The following is a 17912-nucleotide window of genomic DNA, read 5'->3' as shown; positions in this document are numbered from 1 at the left end:
TCCCTGGAATGTGCCGTCGGCTGTCTTGGGGCGGCGGATAGTTGGCCGGTCGCCGCCCCGGAGGGCGCCCGTCCGGTGCGGCATGATGGGGCGCATGGGGACCGAGGGGGCCAACTTCCGTGTGATCGCGGGGCGTTACCGCCTGGAGGAGCGCCTCGGTCGCGGCGGCATGGGCGTCGTATGGCGGGCCACCGACCAGTTGCTCGGGCGGGGAGTGGCCGTCAAGGAGCTCCCCCTCGACGAGACGCTCTCCGCGGCCGAGGCCCGGCGGCAGCGCGAGCGCACGCTGCGCGAGGCCCAGGCGGTCGCGCAGCTCAGCCATCCGCACGTCATCGTCGTCCATGACGTCGTCGAACACGACGAACGCCCGTACATCGTCATGGAGTTGGTCGACGGCGACTCCCTCGCCGACCGGATCGCGACGCACGGGCCCGTCGACGCGCCGGAGGCCGCCCGGATCGGGGCCGACCTGCTGAACGCGCTGCGCACGGCCCACGGGGCCGGGGTCCTGCACCGTGACATCAAACCGGCCAACGTGCTCATCGAGAACGGCACCGACCGCGTCGTCCTCACCGACTTCGGCGTCGCCCAGGTGCGGGGCACCAGCACGCTCACCGAGTCCGGGTCCTTCGTCGGCTCGCCCGAGTACACCGCGCCCGAGCGGATGTCCGGGGCCCGGACCGGTCCCGCCTCCGACCTGTGGTCGGTGGGCGCGCTGCTGTGTGCGGCCCTCAGTGGCGAATCGCCCTTTCGACGCGACTCGTTGAGCGGCATCGTGCTCGCCGTCGTGTCCGACGAGATTCGTCCACCCGCGCAGGCGGCGCCGATCCTGCCTGTCGTTCAGGGGCTCCTGGAGCGGGATCCGGGGCGGCGACTTGATGCGGCGGAAGCCGAGCGGATGCTCCGGGAGTTTCTGGAGACGGGGCTCGCGCCGGTGTCGAAACGGTTCGGCAGCGTGGAGCGCCGGTACTCCACGCGCAGCATGCTGGCCGGTGTGGTGCTGGTCGCCGCGACGGCGGTGGCGGGGGTGTCGGCGGCGGCGCTGCTGGTGAACGGGGGTGGGGACGGGGGTGTGCTGCCGACCAGTTCGGCGCCGGAGACCTCGCCCAGGCCGTCCGCCACGACGAGCCCGACCGGCACGCCCAGCGCGTCCCCGTCACCTGGGACAACCCCCACCGCGCCGCCGACCGCGTCCACCGACCCCGGCTAAAGGGGAGATAAGTGGCGACCAGGGTCACGGCTCTGTGACCGGAAAGCATTCACGCTGGATGCCGAAGCGCTTGCCGCGATATGGATGGAGCCATGAGCAGCAACGGGGGAGCCCCTTACCGGTCCGACGAGCCAACGAGTTTTGAACTGCAACCGCCGCAGCCGAACCCGCCCGCGCCCGTTCCGCATCCGGACAACCCGTACGCGGCGCCCACCGGGGCCGTGCCGCACCAGGCCGCGCCCCCCGCTCCGCCTGCCGCGCCCTCCGCTCCGCCTGCCGCGCCCCCCGCCCGGCAGGCCGCGCCCCCCGCCCAGCCCACCGAACCGGCTCCCGGCACCGGACGCCTGATCGCCGGCCGCTACCGACTCCTCGCCAAGCTCGGGCACGGCGGCATGGGCACCGTCTGGCGGGCCAAGGACGAGACGGTGGACCGGGAGGTCGCCGTCAAGGAGCCCCGCGTACCGGATCACCTTCCCGAACGCGAACGTGCCAACGCCTACGAGCGGATGCGCCGCGAGGCACGCGCCGCGGCCCGGCTCGACCATCCCGCGGTCGTGAACGTGCATGACGTCGCCGTCGTGGACGACCGGCCGTGGATCGTGATGGAGCTGGTGCAGGGCCGTTCGCTGGGCGATCTGTTGCAGGAGGGCACACTCGGCGCCCGGGATGCGGCGAGAATCGGCCTGGAGGTGCTGGGCGCACTGGAGGCCGCGCACGCGGCCGGCATCCTGCACCGCGACGTCAAGCCGGACAACGTCCTCCTCGGCCGCCACGACCGCGTCGTCCTCACCGACTTCGGCATCGCCCAGATCGAGGGCGAGACCAACCTCACCGACACCGGCGGCTTCGTCGGCTCGCCCGAGTACATCGCGCCCGAGCGGGTGCTGGGCCAGCGGCCCGGCCCGGCGAGCGACCTGTGGTCCCTGGGCGTCGTCCTGTACGCGGCGTCGGAGGGCGTCTCGCCGTTCCGCCGCAGCAACACCCCGGCGACCCTCCAGTCCGTCCTCAACGCCACGCCCGCGCCGCCCGCCTCCGCGCAGGGCCCGCTCGCCGAGGTCATCAACGGCCTCCTCCAGAAGGACCCGGCACGCCGCCCGAACGCCGCGCAGACGCGTGCCCTGCTGGAACAGGCGGCCAACCCGCCGGCGCCGGTCGCCACGCAGGTCGTCCGGATCACCGAGGGCGTCAAAGGAGGCATCCGGCTGGGGCGCAAGGCGCTGCTCGGTCTCGGTGCGGCGGTCGTCGCGGGCGCGGTGGCGGCGTATCTGGTGCTCGCCGACCCGTTCGCGGGACCGCTGCCGGACGGCTGGAAGACACGCCAGGAGGAGGCCCTGGCCGCGACGCTGGCGGTGCCCGACGGGTACAAGCGGGCCGTGCCCGAGGACACGGACGACGACCACTGGGTCACGTACACCGACGCGAGCGGCGCCATCTGGATCGGTCTGACGCTCGACAAGAAGGCCGAGGACTCCAGCAACGCGATCGCCGGTTCCGCGGCCGCCGAGATGTACGACGACGACGGCGACTTCAAGCAGAACGGCGAGTACGAGGTCAGCATGCCGGCGAACCCGAAGACGGAGCCCGAGCAGACCACGTACCAGGGCAGGAAGGCCGCCGAGAACACGGTCCGCTACACCACGACCGACACCCAGAACCCCCGCCCCCGCGAGATGCGGATCTTCTACTACAAGACCTCCGCCGGCGACATGTACGAGCTCACCGTCAGCTACCCCGGCGCCGGCGACTTCACGGACCGCGGACGCGAGGTGGCCCGGACGGCGATCGCGAACCTGGCCGTCGACAAGCTCTGAACTGGCCAACGGTCGGCCTCGCAAGGTAGGCATGAGGCATGAGCGACGACGGTGGCGGCACCGGCCACAAGGGCCGGGTGATCGGCGGGCGTTACCGGTTGGTCGAGCGCATCGGCTCCGGCGGGATGGGCATCGTCTGGCGGGCGATGGACGAACTGGTGGAGCGCGAAGTCGCCGTCAAGCAGCCGCGACTGCCCGGTGATCCGGAGGACGCGGTCCATCAGCGGGCCGCCCACCGGCTCTACCGTGAGGCCCGCGCCGCGGCCCGTGTCGACCATCCGGCGGCCGTCTCCATCCACGACGTCGTCGCCGAGGACGGACTGCCCTGGATCGTCATGGAGTTGGTGCGCGGCGAGTCCCTCCACGAGGCCCTGCGGCGCGGGCCGGTCGACGCACCCGAGGCCGCCCGCATCGGCGCAGCCGTCCTGGGCGCCCTGCGCGCCGCGCACGCCGTCGGCATCGTGCACCGGGACGTCAAACCCGCCAACGTGCTGCTCGGCGCCCACCGCCGCGTCGTCCTCACCGACTTCGGCATCGCTCACGTCCAGGGCGAGGAATCCCTCACCGTCAGCGGCGAGTTCATCGGCTCCCTGGAGTTCATCGCCCCCGAGCGGATGTCCGGCCGCGGCGCCGGTCCCGCCTCCGACCTGTGGTCGCTGGGCGTGCTCCTGTACGCCGCCGTGGAGGGCTGGTCGCCGTTTCGCCGTACGACCCTGGAGTCCACGCTCGCCGCGATCCTCTCCGCCGACCCGCCCGAGCCGAAGCAGGCGGGGCCGCTGAGGTCGTTGATCGTACGGCTGCTGGTGAAGGATCCCGAGCGGCGGCCCGGCGCGGAGGAGACCGCGGCGGTCCTGGAGGCGGTGGCCGAGGGGTGGCCGGTGCCGGATCCCTCCGGGGGGTCGACGGGGGCAGGGCCACAGGATGCCGCGGGGCTGCGGGAGTTCACGGAGGACTCGGGGACGGTACGGCTGGGAGGTGCGGCGGCGTCCGGACCGGCGTCCGGACCGGCGGGCGGGCCGGCGGCAGAGCCGGTGACCGAAGCGCCGCCGGAGCCGATAGCGGAGCCGACGCCCGAGCCCACTACCGAGCCCGCTACCGAGTCCACTTCCGAGTCGGCCTCCGGTTCGCCCCCCGATTCGGCATCCACCTCCACCTCCGCCTCCACCTCCACCTCCACCTCCGCCACCCCGCTACGCAGAGGCCGCGTCCTCCTCCGCCCGATTCCCGTCGCGGTGCTGGGTGCCCTCCTCGTCGGCGGCACCTGGTTCACCACCTCCTCCTTCCTCGTCGACAAGGGCGACGGCCCCAAGGAGACGACTCCCACCCACAGTTCGGCCACGACGACCCCGGAGCGAACCCCCGCCGACACCTGGATCGCGCACCGGGAGAAGGACATGGCCGCAGTCCTCTCCCTCCCCGCCGAGTACAAGGAGGCCGCACGGGAGGGCAGCGGGAGCGACCAGCCCCGGCTCGTCGTCTACGACATCGGTCTCGTCCAGGTCCGCCTCACCCAGTGGGACAAGTCACCCCGCCCGCTGCTGGACCAGGCGCAGCACGCGCACGACACCTGGGACAGCTACAACCACGACGCGAGCACCCAGGCCACCCGCACCACCTTCAAGGGCTACGACGCCGTCCTCTCCGACACCACCTATGCCATGGAGGAGTCCCCGACCCGCGTCATGCAGCTGTTCGTGGTCACCGGTGACGACCGCATGTACGAACTGCGCGTCGACATGCCCAAGGGCACACCCACGGAGAAGAAGGGCACCGCGGTCTTCAAGGGCGCCCGTGACCGACTCGAGATCGAATGATTCGGCAACGCCCTGATCAGCGCATTTGTTGCCAGTGGACACTGGCGGCATGTGAGTAGTCGGTGAATCCGCATTACCGACGGGTACACAAAGCCTCGGCTCCCGCATACCCTGCGCCTCATGACGGACGCGCAGGCCCCGGCCAAGACCGGCACCAACCCTCTCGCCCCCGCTCCGGAGGGCGCCCGTACCGCCGCCGACGTGGTCACCCCCGAGCTGGTGGCCCAGCTCACCAAGGGCGTGGTCGGCTCCGGACGTACCGCCAACCACACGCCGTTCACCGGCGAGAAGCTGGCCGACCTGCCCGAATCCACGCCTGAGGACGTGCAGAAGGCCTTCGAGGCGGCCCGCGCCGCCCAGGCCGTCTGGGCCCAGATCCCCGTGCGGCAGCGCGCCGCCGTCCTGCTCCGCTTCCACGACCTGGTGCTCGAACGCCAGGCCGAGGTCCTCGACCTCATCCAGTTGGAGACCGGCAAGGCCCGCCTGCACGCCCACGAGGAGGTCCAGGCCGTAGCCGTCGCGGCCCGCCATTACGGCCGTAAGGCACCCGCCTACCTCAAGCCGAAGCGGCACGCGGGCGCCATGCCCACCCTCACGCGCGTCACGGAACTGCGTCACCCGCGCGGCGTCGTCGGCCAGATCGCCCCCTGGAACTACCCCTTGGAGCTGTCCGTCGGCGACGCGCTCCCGGCGTTCGTCGCGGGCAACGCGGTCGTCATGAAGCCGGACACCGAGACCTGCCTGACCGCGCTGTGGGCCCGTGACCTGCTCATCGAGGCCGGTCTGCCCGCCGACGTCTTCCAGGTCGTCCTCGGCGAGGGCCCCGTCGTCGGCCCCGAGGTCGTCAGGCACGCCGACTACGTCTCCTTCACAGGCTCCACCCGCACCGGCCGCGAGGTCGCCCAGGGCGCCGCCGCCCGCCTGGTCGGCGTCTCCCTCGAACTCGGCGGCAAGAACGCGATGCTGGTCCTGGCGGACGCCGACATCGAGAAGGCCGCCGCGGGCGCCGTCCGCGCCTGCTTCTCCTCCGCCGGCCAGCTGTGCATCTCCATCGAGCGCCTCTACGTCCACGAGTCCGTCGCGGACGCCTTCGTCGAGCGCTTCGCCGCCCGCACCAAGGCGATGCGGCTCGGCAAGTCCCTGGCGTACGGCGCCGACATGGGATCCCTGGTCGGGGAGCGGCAGTTGGAGACGGTCACCCGGCATGTGGAGGAGGCCGTCGCCAAGGGCGCGAAGGTCGTCGCCGGTGGTGTGGCCCGCCCCGACATCGGCCCGTACTTCTTCGAGCCGACGATCCTCGACGGAGTCGAACCGGAGATGACCGTCTGCGCCGAGGAGACCTTCGGCCCGGTCGTGTCCATCTACCGCTTCAAGACCGAGGACGAGGCGATCGAGCACGCCAACTCCACGCCGTACGGCCTCAACTCGTCGGTCTGGACGAAGGACGGCAGCCGCGGTCGCGCGGTGGCGGCCCGGCTGCGCACCGGCACGGTGAACGTCAACGAGGGGTACGCCCCGGCGTACGGCAGCGTCCAGTCGCCCATGGGCGGCATGAAGGACTCCGGCCTCGGCCGCCGCCACGGCTCCGAGGGCATCCTCAAGTACACGGAGGCCCAGACGGTCGCCCAGCAGCGGCTGCTGCCCATGGCGCCGTCCCTGGGCATGGACGACGAGCAGTACGCGCAGTTCATGAGCCGGAGCCTGCGGGTGATGAAGGCGTTCCGTTTCCGCTAGGGCCCGGCTTCCGAGCCCGCCGCACCACAGCTTTCGACGAGGAGAGCACGTGTCACAGGAGAACTCCGCCCAGAAACAGGACGACGGCTCCGGGTACGACTATGACGTCATCGTCGTCGGGTCGGGGTTCGGCGGGTCGGTCACGGCGCTCCGCCTGACCGAGAAGGGCTACCGCGTCGGCGTACTGGAGGCGGGCCGCCGCTGGAGCCGCGAGTCCCTCCCGAAGAACTCCTGGGACCTGAAGAACTACCTCTGGGCGCCCAAGCTCGGCATGTACGGCATCCAGCGCATCCACCTGCTGGGCAACGTCATGGTGCTGGCGGGAGCGGGCGTCGGCGGCGGCTCCCTCAACTACGCCAACACCCTCTACGTACCGCCGAAGCCCTTCTTCGACGACCCGCAGTGGCGTGACATCACCGACTGGCAGGAGGAGTTGAAGCCGTACTACGACCAGGCCCAGCGCATGCTCGGCGTACGGCTCAACCCGACGATGACCCCCTCCGACGTCCACCTGAAGGCGGCCGCCGAGAAGATGGGCGTCGGCGACACCTTCCACATGGCGCCGGTCGGCGTGTTCTTCGGCGACGGCAAGGACGCCGAGGGGACGGTGAAGGCCAGGCCGGGGGAGGAGGTGGCCGACCCCTACTTCGGCGGGGCGGGTCCGGCGCGCAGGGCCTGCGCCGAGTGCGGCGAATGCATGACGGGCTGCCGGCACGGCGCGAAGAACACGCTGAACGAGAACTACCTCTACCTGGCCGAGAAGGCGGGGGCGGTCGTCCACCCCATGACGACCGTCGTCTCCGTCACGGACGACTCGCGGGGCGGGTACGCGGTGGCGACCCTGCCGACCGACCGCGGGAGGAAGGGCGAGGGCCGGCTGTTCAAGGCCCGCCGGGTGGTGCTGGCGGCCGGTACGTACGGCACCCAGACCCTGCTGCACCGGATGAAGGCGGGCGGTCAACTGCCGTACGTCTCGCCGCGGCTGGGCGAGCTGACCCGCACGAACTCCGAAGCCCTGGTCGGCGCGCAGACCGACAACCGGCGCTACCGCAAGGCGACCGGTGAGCCGAAGGTCGACTTCACCCGCGGAGTCGCCATCACCTCCTCGATCCACCCGGACGAGAACACCCACATCGAGCCGGTCCGCTACGGCAAGGGCTCCAACTCGATGGGCGGCCTGTCGATCCTGCAGGTGCCGTACGCGGAGGGCCGGTCGCGGGCCGGCGCCTGGCTGGCGAACGCGGCGCGTCACCCCCTGCTGGTCCTGCGCTCCCTGTCCAACCGGCGCTGGTCGGAGCGGACGATCATCGGCCTGGTGATGCAGTCGCTGGACAACTCGCTGACGACGTACCTGAAGCCGGACGGCGTCGGAAAGGGCCTGCTGACCGCCCGCCAGGGGCACGGGTCCCCCAACCCGAAGCAGATCAAGGCGGCCTCGGAGGGCGCGTCGGCGATAGCGGAGTCCATCAACGGTTTCGCCGGCTCCAACGTGGGCGAGCTGATGGGCACCCCGCTCACCGCCCACTTCCTCGGTGGCTGCCCCATCGGCTCCTCACCCAAGACCGGCGTCATCGACCCGTACCACCGCCTGTACGGCCACCCCGGCATCTCGGTCGTCGACGGGGCGGCGGTGTCGGCCAACCTGGGCGTGAACCCTTCACTGACGATCACCGCGCAGGCCGAGCGGGCGATGTCGTACTGGCCGAACAAGGGCGAGCCGGATCCACGTCCGGCGCAGGGAGCGGCGTACGAACGCCTACAGCCGGTCGAGCCGAAGTCCCCGGCGGTCCCGGCGGACGCGTTCGGCGCGCTCAGGCTGCCGTTCCTGGGGATGCCGGCGGTACCACCGAAGAAGTAGGGCACGGCGACAGCCGTAGACAGAGCAGAAGAAACAGAGAAGGACCTGCACCCCCCTCCGAGCGCAGGTCCTTCTCCGTCTTGCGTAGAGCTTTGGTGAGGCTTATGCCTCCGCACCGCCGACCTTGCGGCGCTTCATGGCGAACACGACGCCCGCACCGGCGACGATGGCGATGCCGCCGACGGTCGCGAGGACCGGGAGGTTGGAGCTGGAGCCGGTCTCGGCGAGCTCGCCGTCGACGTCGACCTCGTTGACGTCGGAGATCGGCTTCTGACCGCCGGTCTGCGGCTTGGCGTCGTCCGGGTCACCCGGGTCGGAGCCCGCGGCGAGGATGTCGAAGAAGTAGACCCAGCCGTTCGGGTCGTCGGCGAGCCAGCAGCCGTCCGCGTCCGAGTACTGGGCGAAGCCGCCGGTGATGCCGATGGCGTCCGGCACCTTGCCGCTGACGCTCAGCCGCAGCTTGAACGAGGTCGACTGGCCGGCGTCGAGCGCGAACGCGGTGAACGTCGCGCCCTCGCCGGCGGCGTCCGCGAGGGTCTGCCAGGAGCCGGTCTGCTTGTTGAAGACCTGGACCGTGATCTGGCCGGAGTAGTCGTTCTCGTCCCAGCCGACCGCGGCGACGCCGATCAGCGGCTTGATGTTCTTGATGTCCTGGTCGCCGGAGTTGGAGACGTTGAACGAGAAGTTGGTCCAGCCGCTGCCGGCGACGATCGTCTCGGGCAGGCCCGACAGACCGCTGCGCAGGTCCTCGCTGAGGCCGACCGACTCGTCGTCCGCGTCCTCGCAGAAGTCGACCTCCTCAGGCGTGCTCTCACTCGGGCTCGGCGACGGTGAGGCGGCGGGGCTGCTCTCGTCCTCGGCCGGGGTCGACTCGTCGTCGGCCGGAGTGCTCGGCTCGTCGGTGGGAGGGGTGGTCTCGTCGTCGCCCGGGGTGTCGTCGCCCGGGGTGCTCGCCTCGTCGGTCGGGTCGGTGGTCGCGTCCTCGGTCGGGGCGCTGGTCGCGTCCTCGGCCGGAGCCGTCGTCTCGTCGACGGCCGGCGTGCTCTCCGCCGTTGTCGGCGCCGGCGTCTCGTCCTCCGTGGCGAACGCGACCGGCGCGGACAGCAGCGAGATCGGCGCTATGACAGCCGTCGCGGCTGCGGCGGCCAGTGCACGGCGAAGCTTCATGAAGACCTCGGAAAGTCCGGAGTGCTGCGACGTCGCAACACGCGTATAGGGAGGCCTCCGCGTGTGGGGCGCGGGTGGGGCCCTTGGTTCGCAGGGTTTGATCAGTGACCGCTGTGAATGGTTGTGCCTTCACTAACAGATTTCTTATGTGTCCTACGTCACATGCCTGGCGACCCGTCAGGACGACCGCACCGGAGCGTTGTCCGAGGGCTGACGTACGCTCAGCTGCCCCGTAGGAGATCGAGAGAAAGCGTAAGCAGCCGTGGCCGACAGACCGTCAGAAGGGTCCGGACCCGGTTCCCAGGAGGGAGCGGGGTCGTCCTCGTCGTCCATACCCGACGACGTGTGGGAGCAGTTCGTCCGGGACAGCGAGCGGGACATTCATACCGCGCCGAAGGAGCCGTCCGCGCGGGCGCGGATGGTGACCGAGCGGCTTCGCCGGCAGGACGCCCGGGGGGAGTCGCCGCCCGGCTGGCGTACCGGCCCCGCCTGGCAGGAGATGAACGGCCGGTCCGCCCGGCGCCGGCGGCTGTGGGCGGTCCTCGGGGTGACCGTCGCCGTCGCCGTCGCCGTGGTGGCGGTCCGGCCTTCGCTGGTCCCCGGCGACCCCTTCGGCACCGGGGACGCAGCGCAGGCCCCCGCCGCGCCACCGCTCGCCGCCGAGACCGCCGCCCCCACCGCCCCGCCCTCCGCCGCCGCGGACACCCCCACCCGCGCCCGTCCCTTCGCCGGCTCCCCGGCCGAACGCTGGGCCGACGGCGCGGACGCCATCGAGGTGCCCAAGGCCAAGGCCCTCCGCGGGGTCTCCGCCGCGCGGATCGAGACGGCTCTGCGGCTCACCAAGGAGTTCCTCGTCGCCTCCAACCTCGACCGCGACGTCCTGTACGGCGCCGAACCGAAGACGGCACTGGGGCTCCTCGATCCACTGGCGAAGGACTACCTCGCCCAGCTGCGCGCGGGCCTGCGCCGCCCCACGGTCGAGAACGACCCCAAGTGGTACTTCACCCGCTTCGACCCGGACGAGGTCGAACTCGTGGGCACCGAGGTGAAGGTACGCGGCCGTATGACGGTCGAACCCGACGGCGACCAGGAGGGAAGGGTGCTCGTCCGGGCCGACTACACCTTCGTCTACCCGGTGGCGAAGGCCGGTGGCGGCAACGAGGTCACCCGCACGATCGTCCGCCGGGCCGTCGAGGTGGACGTCGTCGACCCCGCCGAGTACCGGGCGACCGAGGGACGCGTCTGGCTGCTCGACCTCAGCAGTGAGATCGGCAACGACCTCTGCCGGAAGGGTGACGGCTTCATCCATCCGCGCTTCCAGGCCGACCTGCGAGCCGACCCCGGTCCCTCCGGCGACGCGGTCGACCCGTACGACCGCAGCCGGAGGCTGGACGGGGCCGGGACGGAGTGCGGCACCGTCTCGCGCACCTGACGGAACCGGATGTCGCCCGGTCGGCCGTAGCCCGACCGGCCCTGCACCGTTCGTCGTCCGGCCGTCCGGGACCCCTCCGGCGTGAGCCCGGGGTCCCTCAGGCATGAGACCTGGGTTCCTCCGGCATGAGACCTGGAGTCCCTCCGGCATGAGAAGGGCCCCGCAGGCGGAGGCCGCGGGGCCCTTCTTTCGTCAGCACCGACGTCAGGGCAGCGTCGGTGCTTGGGGAAGCGGCGCCGGGGGGCGCGCCGCTTGGCCTTCGCGCCTTCCGTGCCCCGGGTCGTGCGCCCCGGCGCACATGGCGCGCACGAGCGGTCTCGACCTCTGGCAGTGCGGCGGCGCACAGCGGGGCGGAAGGCACATGCAGTTGTCTGGGAGGGGGCTTGACTGGCGGAACTCGGCGGAACTCGGAGGCTTTCTACGCATCGTGCTGGATGGGCGCGGCCACCGCAACCGCTTGACCCAGCCTTGTACGCCTTCTTGCGCTACGCACGTCTTCTTACCGTTCCGCCGGTCGGCCCCGGGCGTCCCCGGAGCCGACCTTCTCTTGAGTGACCGGGCTGCTGTCCCCTGCCGTCCGGTCACTTGCCTGGAGCGAGGTCCCACGGCGCACGGCAAGATCCGTACGCCTCATCGCTCCAGTGAGCCACGCGTGGTTCTTCCGGGCCCGCGCCTGGCTGGCGCGGACACCGGTACCAACGAAGGGGGCCGGGAGGCGTCACGCTCCGTACGGGTGAGAGGTGGCCCCGAACTCAGATGCGACCGCGGCACAGTTCGAGCAGCGTCATGGCGAGGGACGTGCCGGGCTTGCCCAGCGCCTCGCTGTAGTGGTTGAGGACCTCCATCTCGCGGGAGAGGTTCACGCGCCGGCCGCCGGAGCCGATCCGGGCCTCCTGGATCACGGCGGACACCGCCACGCGTTCCTGGATCAGCCCGATGATCCGGTCGTCCAGGGCGTCGATGCGTTCACGGGCACCGGTGATCACGTCCGCGGCCTCGGCGGTGCGGGCGCCGGTCACATCGTTGGCGGTCGTGGCGGTCGTGGCGGTCATGGCGGGGCTCCTCGTGGATGGGAGGTGCCCCGGAGCGACAGGACCCGGAAACGTCAGGCGCCCCGGACCTTGTCGGCCCGGGGCGCCTGGGAAGTCGCTTGTCAGTTGCTCAAGCAGCACGACCATGGCAGCCGGCGGGCCGGGTGCCATAGGTAAAGAGGAAGGTCGGGTGCGTGAGCATGGGGCCAGTATGCCGGGGGAGGATGCCGGGTCCAAGCCGGTTCGCATGGTGAGACGGGGCTCTCCTCCCGCGGCGGGAGGTCACCCGCGGCCACCCCGGTAGAATTGGCCAGCACAGAGACCCCGCCCCACCGCCGGAAGGCTCCCGTGTCACCAGCGACCCCCGCTGCCACCGCCGCCCCCGACACCGTCCTGGTCGTCGACTTCGGTGCGCAGTACGCCCAGCTCATCGCCCGTCGCGTCCGCGAGGCCCGGGTCTACAGCGAGATCGTGCCGAGCACCATGCCGGTCCAGGAGATGCTCGCCAAGAACCCGGCGGCGATCATCCTCTCCGGCGGCCCCTCGTCCGTGTACGAGGAGGGCGCCCCCCGCCTCGACCGCGAGATCTTCGAGGCCGGCGTCCCCGTCTTCGGCATGTGCTACGGCTTCCAGCTCATGGCGCAGAGCCTGGGCGGGACGGTCGACAACACCGGCGCCCGCGAGTACGGCCGTACGGATCTGCACGTGTCGAAGTCGGCCTCCACCCTCTTCGAGGGCACCCCGGCCGAGCAGGCCGTGTGGATGTCGCACGGCGACGCGTGCTCCGCCGCCCCCGAGGGCTTCTCCGTGACGGCCTCCACGGACGTCGTCCCGGTCGCCGCCTTCGAGAACGACGAGAAGAAGCTGTACGGCGTCCAGTACCACCCCGAGGTCATGCACTCCACGCACGGCCAGCAGGTGCTGGAGCACTTCCTGTACCGGGGTGCGGGCCTGAAGCCGAACTGGACCACCGGCAACGTCATCGACGAGCAGGTCGCGGCCATCCGCGAGCAGGTCGGCGACAAGCGCGCCATCTGCGGGCTCTCCGGAGGCGTGGACTCCGCTGTCGCCGCCGCCCTCGTCCAGAAGGCCATCGGCTCCCAGCTGACCTGCGTGTACGTCGACCACGGCCTGATGCGCAAGGGCGAGACCGAGCAGGTCGAGAAGGACTTCGTGGCCGCGACCGGCGTGCAGCTGAAGGTCGTGGACGCCGAGGAGCGGTTCCTCAAGGCGCTCGCCGGGGTCAGCGACCCCGAGGAGAAGCGGAAGATCATCGGCCGGGAGTTCATCAGGGTCTTCGAGCAGGCGCAGGCCGAGATCATCGCGGACGAGGGCCCGGCGGTGGAGTTCCTCGTCCAGGGCACCCTCTACCCCGACGTGGTCGAGTCCGGCGGTGGCACCGGCACGGCGAACATCAAGTCCCACCACAATGTGGGCGGCCTCCCCGAGGACCTCGAGTTCAAGCTGATCGAACCGCTGCGCAAGCTGTTCAAGGACGAGGTCCGCATGGTCGGCCAGGAGCTGGGCCTGCCGGAGGAGATCGTCCAGCGCCAGCCGTTCCCGGGTCCGGGCCTCGGCATCCGGATCGTCGGCGAGGTCACCAAGGAGCGCCTGGACCTGCTGCGCGAGGCCGACGCCATCGCGCGCGAGGAGCTGACCGCGGCCGGCCTCGACCGGGACATCTGGCAGTGCCCGGTGGTCCTGCTCGCGGACGTCCGCAGCGTCGGTGTCCAGGGCGACGGCCGCACCTACGGCCACCCGATCGTCCTGCGGCCTGTCTCCTCCGAGGACGCGATGACCGCCGACTGGTCGCGGCTGCCGTACGACGTCCTCTCGCGGATCTCGACCCGGATCACCAACGAGGTGCGGGACGTCAACCGCGTCGTCCTCGACGTGACCAGCAAGCCCCCGGGCACCATCGAGTGGGAGTAGTCCCTCCCGTCAGGTCCGCTTGAGCGTGCGCACCGGCTCTCCGGGCTTCCAGACCTGGACGACCAGATACGTGTCGTCCTCGACGTAGGTCCGCACGACCTCCGTCAGCTCGGTGCGGAAGAGGTGGAACGGCTCCGGCGGTTCCACCTCTTGCGTGTACGCCTTCTTCGTCTCGGGATCCTCGACCTCGATCGCCCGCCCGCTGATCCGCACGTCCCCGCCGCCCATCGCGGTGCCCTCACCCGGGTTCGCCTGGAGCGAGAAGCGGGGGTCGCGGCGCAGGTCGAGCGCCTTGAGGGAGTCCGGCATCATGCCGAACCACAGCTCGCCGTTCAGGAAACGCACCTCCAGGCCGCTGGTGCGCGGGGAGCCGTCCTTGCGGAGGGTGGCGAGGATGTGGTGGGTGAAGGCCCCGAAGCGGTCCTCGATGGTGCGGGCGAGGTCGGGTTCCGCCTCGGTGAAGGTTGCCCAATTCGCTGTCATAGGGTGAGTGTGGCGCCGATACCCGACATCTGCTGTCGGGTATGCGGCCATGCGGGGTCTCCCGACGACAGCCCGGCCTGGCGTTCGAGAGGGTTGGGCGCGGCATCTTTACAGAACGGCTCTGTTCTCCTGCGCTGACCGCCGGTAACTTCCGCCCCGTACAGCAACCCAGTGCTGGAGGACGACGCATGCACGGGACGCCCCTCGGGTCCACCCCGCCCTCACCCCTGCCCACCGAGCAGTTGCGGTTCGCCATGCCGCCGATGCACGAGTCCGTCGAGGACGAGCGCCGGCACCGCAAGGAGCGGCTCGCGGGCGCGCTGCGGATCTTCGGGCGGCTCGGGTTCGAGGACGGGGTCTCGGGGCACATCACCGCGCGCGATCCCGAGTTCAGCGACTGCTTCTGGGTGAACCCCTTCGGGATGCCGTTCAAGCACGTCACGGTCAGCGACCTGGTCCTCGCCAACTCCGAGGGGCAGGTGATCGAGGGCCGGTACCACGTCAACCAGGCGGCGTTCACCGTGCACTCCCAGGTCCACGCCGCCCGCCCGGACGTCGTCGCCGTCGCCCACTGCCACTCGGTGCACGGGCGGGCGCTGGCGGCGCTGGGGGAGCTGCTGGACCCGATCACACAGGAGAGCTGCGCCTTCTACGAGGATCACGGGCTCTACGACGCCTACTCGGGCGTGGCCGTCGACGCCCAGGAGGGCCGGCGGATCGCGGCCGCGCTCGGCTCGCACAAGGCGCTCGTCCTGCGCAACCACGGGTTGCTGACCGTCGGCGACTCGGTGGACGCGGCGGCCTGGTGGTTCCTGTCGATGGAGCGGTCCTGTCAGGTCCAGCTGAGCGCCAAGGCCGCGGGGCGTCCGGTGCTCATCGAGCATCGGCAGGCGGTGGCCACGCGGGAGCAGCTCGGCGGGGATCTGGTGGCGTGGATCAACTACCAGCCGTTGTGGCAGGACGTCAGCCGGAGCGAGCCGGACCTGCTGAGCTGAGGGTTCGCGAACGCCCTGCTCAAACGCCCTGCTCAAACGCCCTGCTCAGAAGCCCCGGAGGACGACCGCCTTCGTCCTCGCGAACTCCTCGTCCGTGAGCACGCCGTCGCGGTGCAGCTCGCCCAACTCCCGCAGGCGGCGCAGCAGTACGTCGTGGTGGTCGGGCCGGGCCGGGACGGACGCGGTCGGCTGGGGGCGGTCGGCGGGGGCGACGCCTGGGGCGACGTCGGGGCGAGTGGACGGGTGCGGCAGGCGGGCCGTGACCGCGGTGGCGACCAGTGCGGTGAGCAGGTCGCGGCGGGCGCTGCCCCACAGGTCCAGGGCGTACGGGTCCTTCTCCGGCGGCAGTTTGGCGAACACCGTCTCGCGGGTCACGAAGCGCAGGAAGCCGTCCTCGTAGGAGGTGTTGGGCAGCCACTCGACCTGGACGAGGTCACCGACGTCGATGATGCGCGGGCCGGTCGCCCGTTTGACCCGGTCGGAGGTCTCGGACCAGTCGATCCGCACCCGGGCGCCGTCGAAGGAGACGGTGCCGTCGGAGGAGCGGACGGAGACGGGGACCGGTGGACCGGGCAGCAGGTAGGTCTTGGTCGGTTCCTTGGGGATCTGGTCCAGGAGCAGCGCGCGGCGGACCTCCTCGGCGACGTACTCGGCGACCCCGGCGCGATCGACGTCCACCGTCAGCCGGTACGGATCCGCCGCGTCGGGGAGCCGGCCACCGGTCGCCTGGAGCAGCGGATCGGCGCCCTCGCGCAGCCGCATGCGCAGCCGGCCGCGCTTGCGTTCGGGTTCGAAGACGATGCCGGTGACGGCTTCGAGGGGTACGGCGATCTCTCCGTACGTCTGCCGGAACAGGGGCACGGAGCGGTGGAGTCCAGGCGTGATCCGGACCGTCGTGCCGTCGAAGGCCCAGGTCCCGTCACGCTGGATGATCTCGGCCATAGGGGAATTCTCGCAGCCGGGTCAACAAGGTGGCCCCTCCCATCACCCGCCCAGGCCGGGCTGCCGGGCGTGGAGCGGGTGGGGTAGGGCACAATTCGCTGTCGTCGTGCGGGAGTTGTCGGTGGGGCCAGCAGGCCATGAGGGCATGAGGGCATGAGGTCGCGGGGAAGGCGGGCGTCGGGCGTGGCGGTGCAGGAGGCTGGGCAGGGCGGCGCGGCTATGGGCGGGCACGGGGGCGGCTGCGCCTGTGGGGACTGTCCGCACGGGGCGCGTGCGGGACATCGGCGGGCGGTCGCCGAATTCCTGCTGAAGCGGGACGGGTTCGCGGCGGGGCAGGGGCTGCCGGCCGCGGTGGCCCACTCGGCGTCGGCCTCCCGGCAGTGGGTCTCCGAGGAGTTGACGCAGTCGGCGGAACTGGTCGCCGAGCGGGGGCGTGCCGAGGGCGCGGCCTGGCTCGGGCGGCTGTGGTGGCGTACGGCGTCGGTGGTCTGGATCCTGGTCGTGGCGCTGCTGCTGGGGCAGGCGCTCACGGCGATCGGCGCGGGGTGGACGGCGGCGCGTACGGCCGGGCTGCTGGCGGCGCTGGTGACGGCCGGGGCGCTGACCGCGGCGTCGTGGTTCCACCGGGCGCGGGGTGGGGCGCTGGCGCCGGTCATCGGTGAGGACAACCGGCTGTCCACGTCGCGCGCGGTGGCCGGGGCATGGGTGCTGTTCGTCGCGTACGCCGTGCTCGTGCTGGTGGGGCGGTTGGCGGCGGCGTCGGGGCACGCCGAGCGCGATGCGCTGATCGCCGGTCTCGAACTGGGGCGGGGTGCCGGTGTGGTGACCGTGCTCGCCGTGGTGTGTGCGATCGCGGTGCTGGTGCGGCGGGTCGTCGGGGTGCGGGTGCTCGGGCAGCGGTTGCAGAAGGTACGGGCGGACCGGCCCAGGGCGGCGGATCTGCTGACGGACGACGCGGGGCGGGGGACGTTCGCGGACATCCAGTACGTCGTGATCGGCGGGGTCGCGCTGCTGTTCGCGGCGGTGCGGTTGGCCCGGCGGCCGGATCAGTTGCCTGATCTGCCGTGGGGATTGGCGGTGGTGGTGCTCGTCTCGGCGGCGACGTACCTGGCCGGGAAGTACGCGGAAGGGGGCCGGCCGGTGATCCTCTCGGTGGTGCGGGCGCGGGAGGCGGGGGATCTGGACGCGCCGATCCGTACCGGGGACGACATCGAGATCCGGGGGGCCGGGTTCGTGCCGCCCGGGGCGCAGGCGGCGGACCGGTTGTCGCGGATGGTGGTGCGGATCGGGGCCGTGCATGTGCATGTGCCGTTGGTGCCGGTGGCCGGGGGGTTCAGCAACCCGACGGACGCGGTGCTGAGGGTGCCGGTGCCGGCGGATGTGGAGCCGGGTCGGGTGGAGGTGCAGGTGGTTACGGCGGCGGGGGTGGAGACGAATCGGTATGCGATTGATGTGACGGAGTGACAGTTGCCTCCGGCGGTTGGGCGGGGGTGCCTGCGGTGG

At 71.5% G+C, this 17912-nt stretch carries 13 protein-coding genes; 9 read left to right on the top strand and 4 right to left on the bottom strand.

The window, feature by feature from the left end:
• Nucleotides 1-85 precede the first annotated feature (85 nt).
• The 5 genes from ABZ078_RS18690 to ABZ078_RS18670 all read left to right on the top strand — a co-directional run bounded on the left by ABZ078_RS18690 (nucleotide 86) and on the right by ABZ078_RS18670 (nucleotide 8427).
• Nucleotides 86-1210 (top strand): serine/threonine-protein kinase, encoded by a 1125-nt coding sequence (locus tag ABZ078_RS18690; RefSeq protein ID WP_356576549.1) that lies wholly within the window; start codon nucleotides 86-88, stop codon nucleotides 1208-1210.
• 92 nt (nucleotides 1211-1302) lie between these two features.
• A complete protein-coding gene (locus ABZ078_RS18685; RefSeq protein WP_356576547.1) occupies nucleotides 1303-3021 on the top strand; it encodes a serine/threonine-protein kinase in 1719 nt (572 codons plus the stop codon).
• A gap of 38 nt (nucleotides 3022-3059) precedes the next feature.
• Nucleotides 3060-4835 (top strand): serine/threonine-protein kinase, encoded by a 1776-nt coding sequence (locus tag ABZ078_RS18680; RefSeq protein WP_356576545.1) that lies wholly within the window; start codon nucleotides 3060-3062, stop codon nucleotides 4833-4835.
• Nucleotides 4836-4955: 120 nt separating this feature from the next.
• Nucleotides 4956-6569, top strand: a complete 1614-nt coding sequence (locus tag ABZ078_RS18675) for a succinic semialdehyde dehydrogenase (RefSeq protein WP_356576543.1) — start codon at nucleotides 4956-4958, stop codon at nucleotides 6567-6569.
• 49 nt (nucleotides 6570-6618) lie between these two features.
• Nucleotides 6619-8427 (top strand): GMC family oxidoreductase, encoded by a 1809-nt coding sequence (locus ABZ078_RS18670; RefSeq protein WP_356576541.1) that lies wholly within the window; start codon nucleotides 6619-6621, stop codon nucleotides 8425-8427.
• 102 nt (nucleotides 8428-8529) lie between these two features.
• Here the strand turns inward: ABZ078_RS18670 and ABZ078_RS18665 are convergent, their stop codons facing one another.
• Nucleotides 8530-9594, bottom strand: a complete 1065-nt coding sequence (locus ABZ078_RS18665; protein ID WP_356576539.1) for an LAETG motif-containing sortase-dependent surface protein — start codon at nucleotides 9592-9594, stop codon at nucleotides 8530-8532.
• 343 nt (nucleotides 9595-9937) lie between these two features.
• On the opposite strand from ABZ078_RS18665, the gene ABZ078_RS18660 reads away from it, so the two are divergent.
• Nucleotides 9938-11026: a hypothetical protein gene (locus tag ABZ078_RS18660; protein WP_356576537.1), complete on the top strand. Its 1089-nt coding sequence runs from the start codon at nucleotides 9938-9940 to the stop codon at nucleotides 11024-11026.
• A gap of 752 nt (nucleotides 11027-11778) precedes the next feature.
• On the opposite strand, the gene ABZ078_RS18655 is transcribed toward ABZ078_RS18660, so the two are convergent.
• Nucleotides 11779-12078: a chorismate mutase gene (locus ABZ078_RS18655; RefSeq protein ID WP_356576535.1), complete on the bottom strand. Its 300-nt coding sequence runs from the start codon at nucleotides 12076-12078 to the stop codon at nucleotides 11779-11781.
• Between the two features lie 327 nt (nucleotides 12079-12405).
• Here ABZ078_RS18655 and guaA point away from each other — a divergent pair, with 327 nt between their 5' ends.
• A complete protein-coding gene (gene guaA / locus ABZ078_RS18650) occupies nucleotides 12406-13989 on the top strand; it encodes a glutamine-hydrolyzing GMP synthase (protein ID WP_356576533.1) in 1584 nt (527 codons plus the stop codon).
• A 9-nt stretch (nucleotides 13990-13998) separates the two neighbouring features.
• Here the strand turns inward: guaA and ABZ078_RS18645 are convergent, their stop codons facing one another.
• Nucleotides 13999-14472 (bottom strand): pyridoxamine 5'-phosphate oxidase family protein, encoded by a 474-nt coding sequence (locus ABZ078_RS18645; protein ID WP_356576531.1) that lies wholly within the window; start codon nucleotides 14470-14472, stop codon nucleotides 13999-14001.
• A gap of 188 nt (nucleotides 14473-14660) precedes the next feature.
• On the opposite strand from ABZ078_RS18645, the gene ABZ078_RS18640 reads away from it, so the two are divergent.
• On the top strand, nucleotides 14661-15467 hold the full coding sequence (locus ABZ078_RS18640; RefSeq protein ID WP_356576529.1) for a class II aldolase/adducin family protein: 807 nt from the start codon (nucleotides 14661-14663) through the stop codon (nucleotides 15465-15467).
• A 45-nt stretch (nucleotides 15468-15512) separates the two neighbouring features.
• Here ABZ078_RS18640 and ABZ078_RS18635 read toward each other — a convergent pair whose 3' ends face one another.
• Nucleotides 15513-16409: a DUF4429 domain-containing protein gene (locus ABZ078_RS18635; RefSeq protein WP_356576527.1), complete on the bottom strand. Its 897-nt coding sequence runs from the start codon at nucleotides 16407-16409 to the stop codon at nucleotides 15513-15515.
• 183 nt (nucleotides 16410-16592) lie between these two features.
• Between ABZ078_RS18635 and ABZ078_RS18630 the strand changes: the two genes are divergently transcribed.
• Nucleotides 16593-17873: a hypothetical protein gene (locus tag ABZ078_RS18630; protein WP_356576526.1), complete on the top strand. Its 1281-nt coding sequence runs from the start codon at nucleotides 16593-16595 to the stop codon at nucleotides 17871-17873.
• Nucleotides 17874-17912 lie beyond the last annotated feature (39 nt).

This window comes from Streptomyces sp. NPDC006385, from assembly GCF_040612485.1.
In the GTDB taxonomy this organism is placed as follows: Bacteria; Actinomycetota; Actinomycetes; order Streptomycetales; family Streptomycetaceae; genus Streptomyces.
This window is presented reverse-complemented; position numbering and strand designations above follow the sequence as displayed.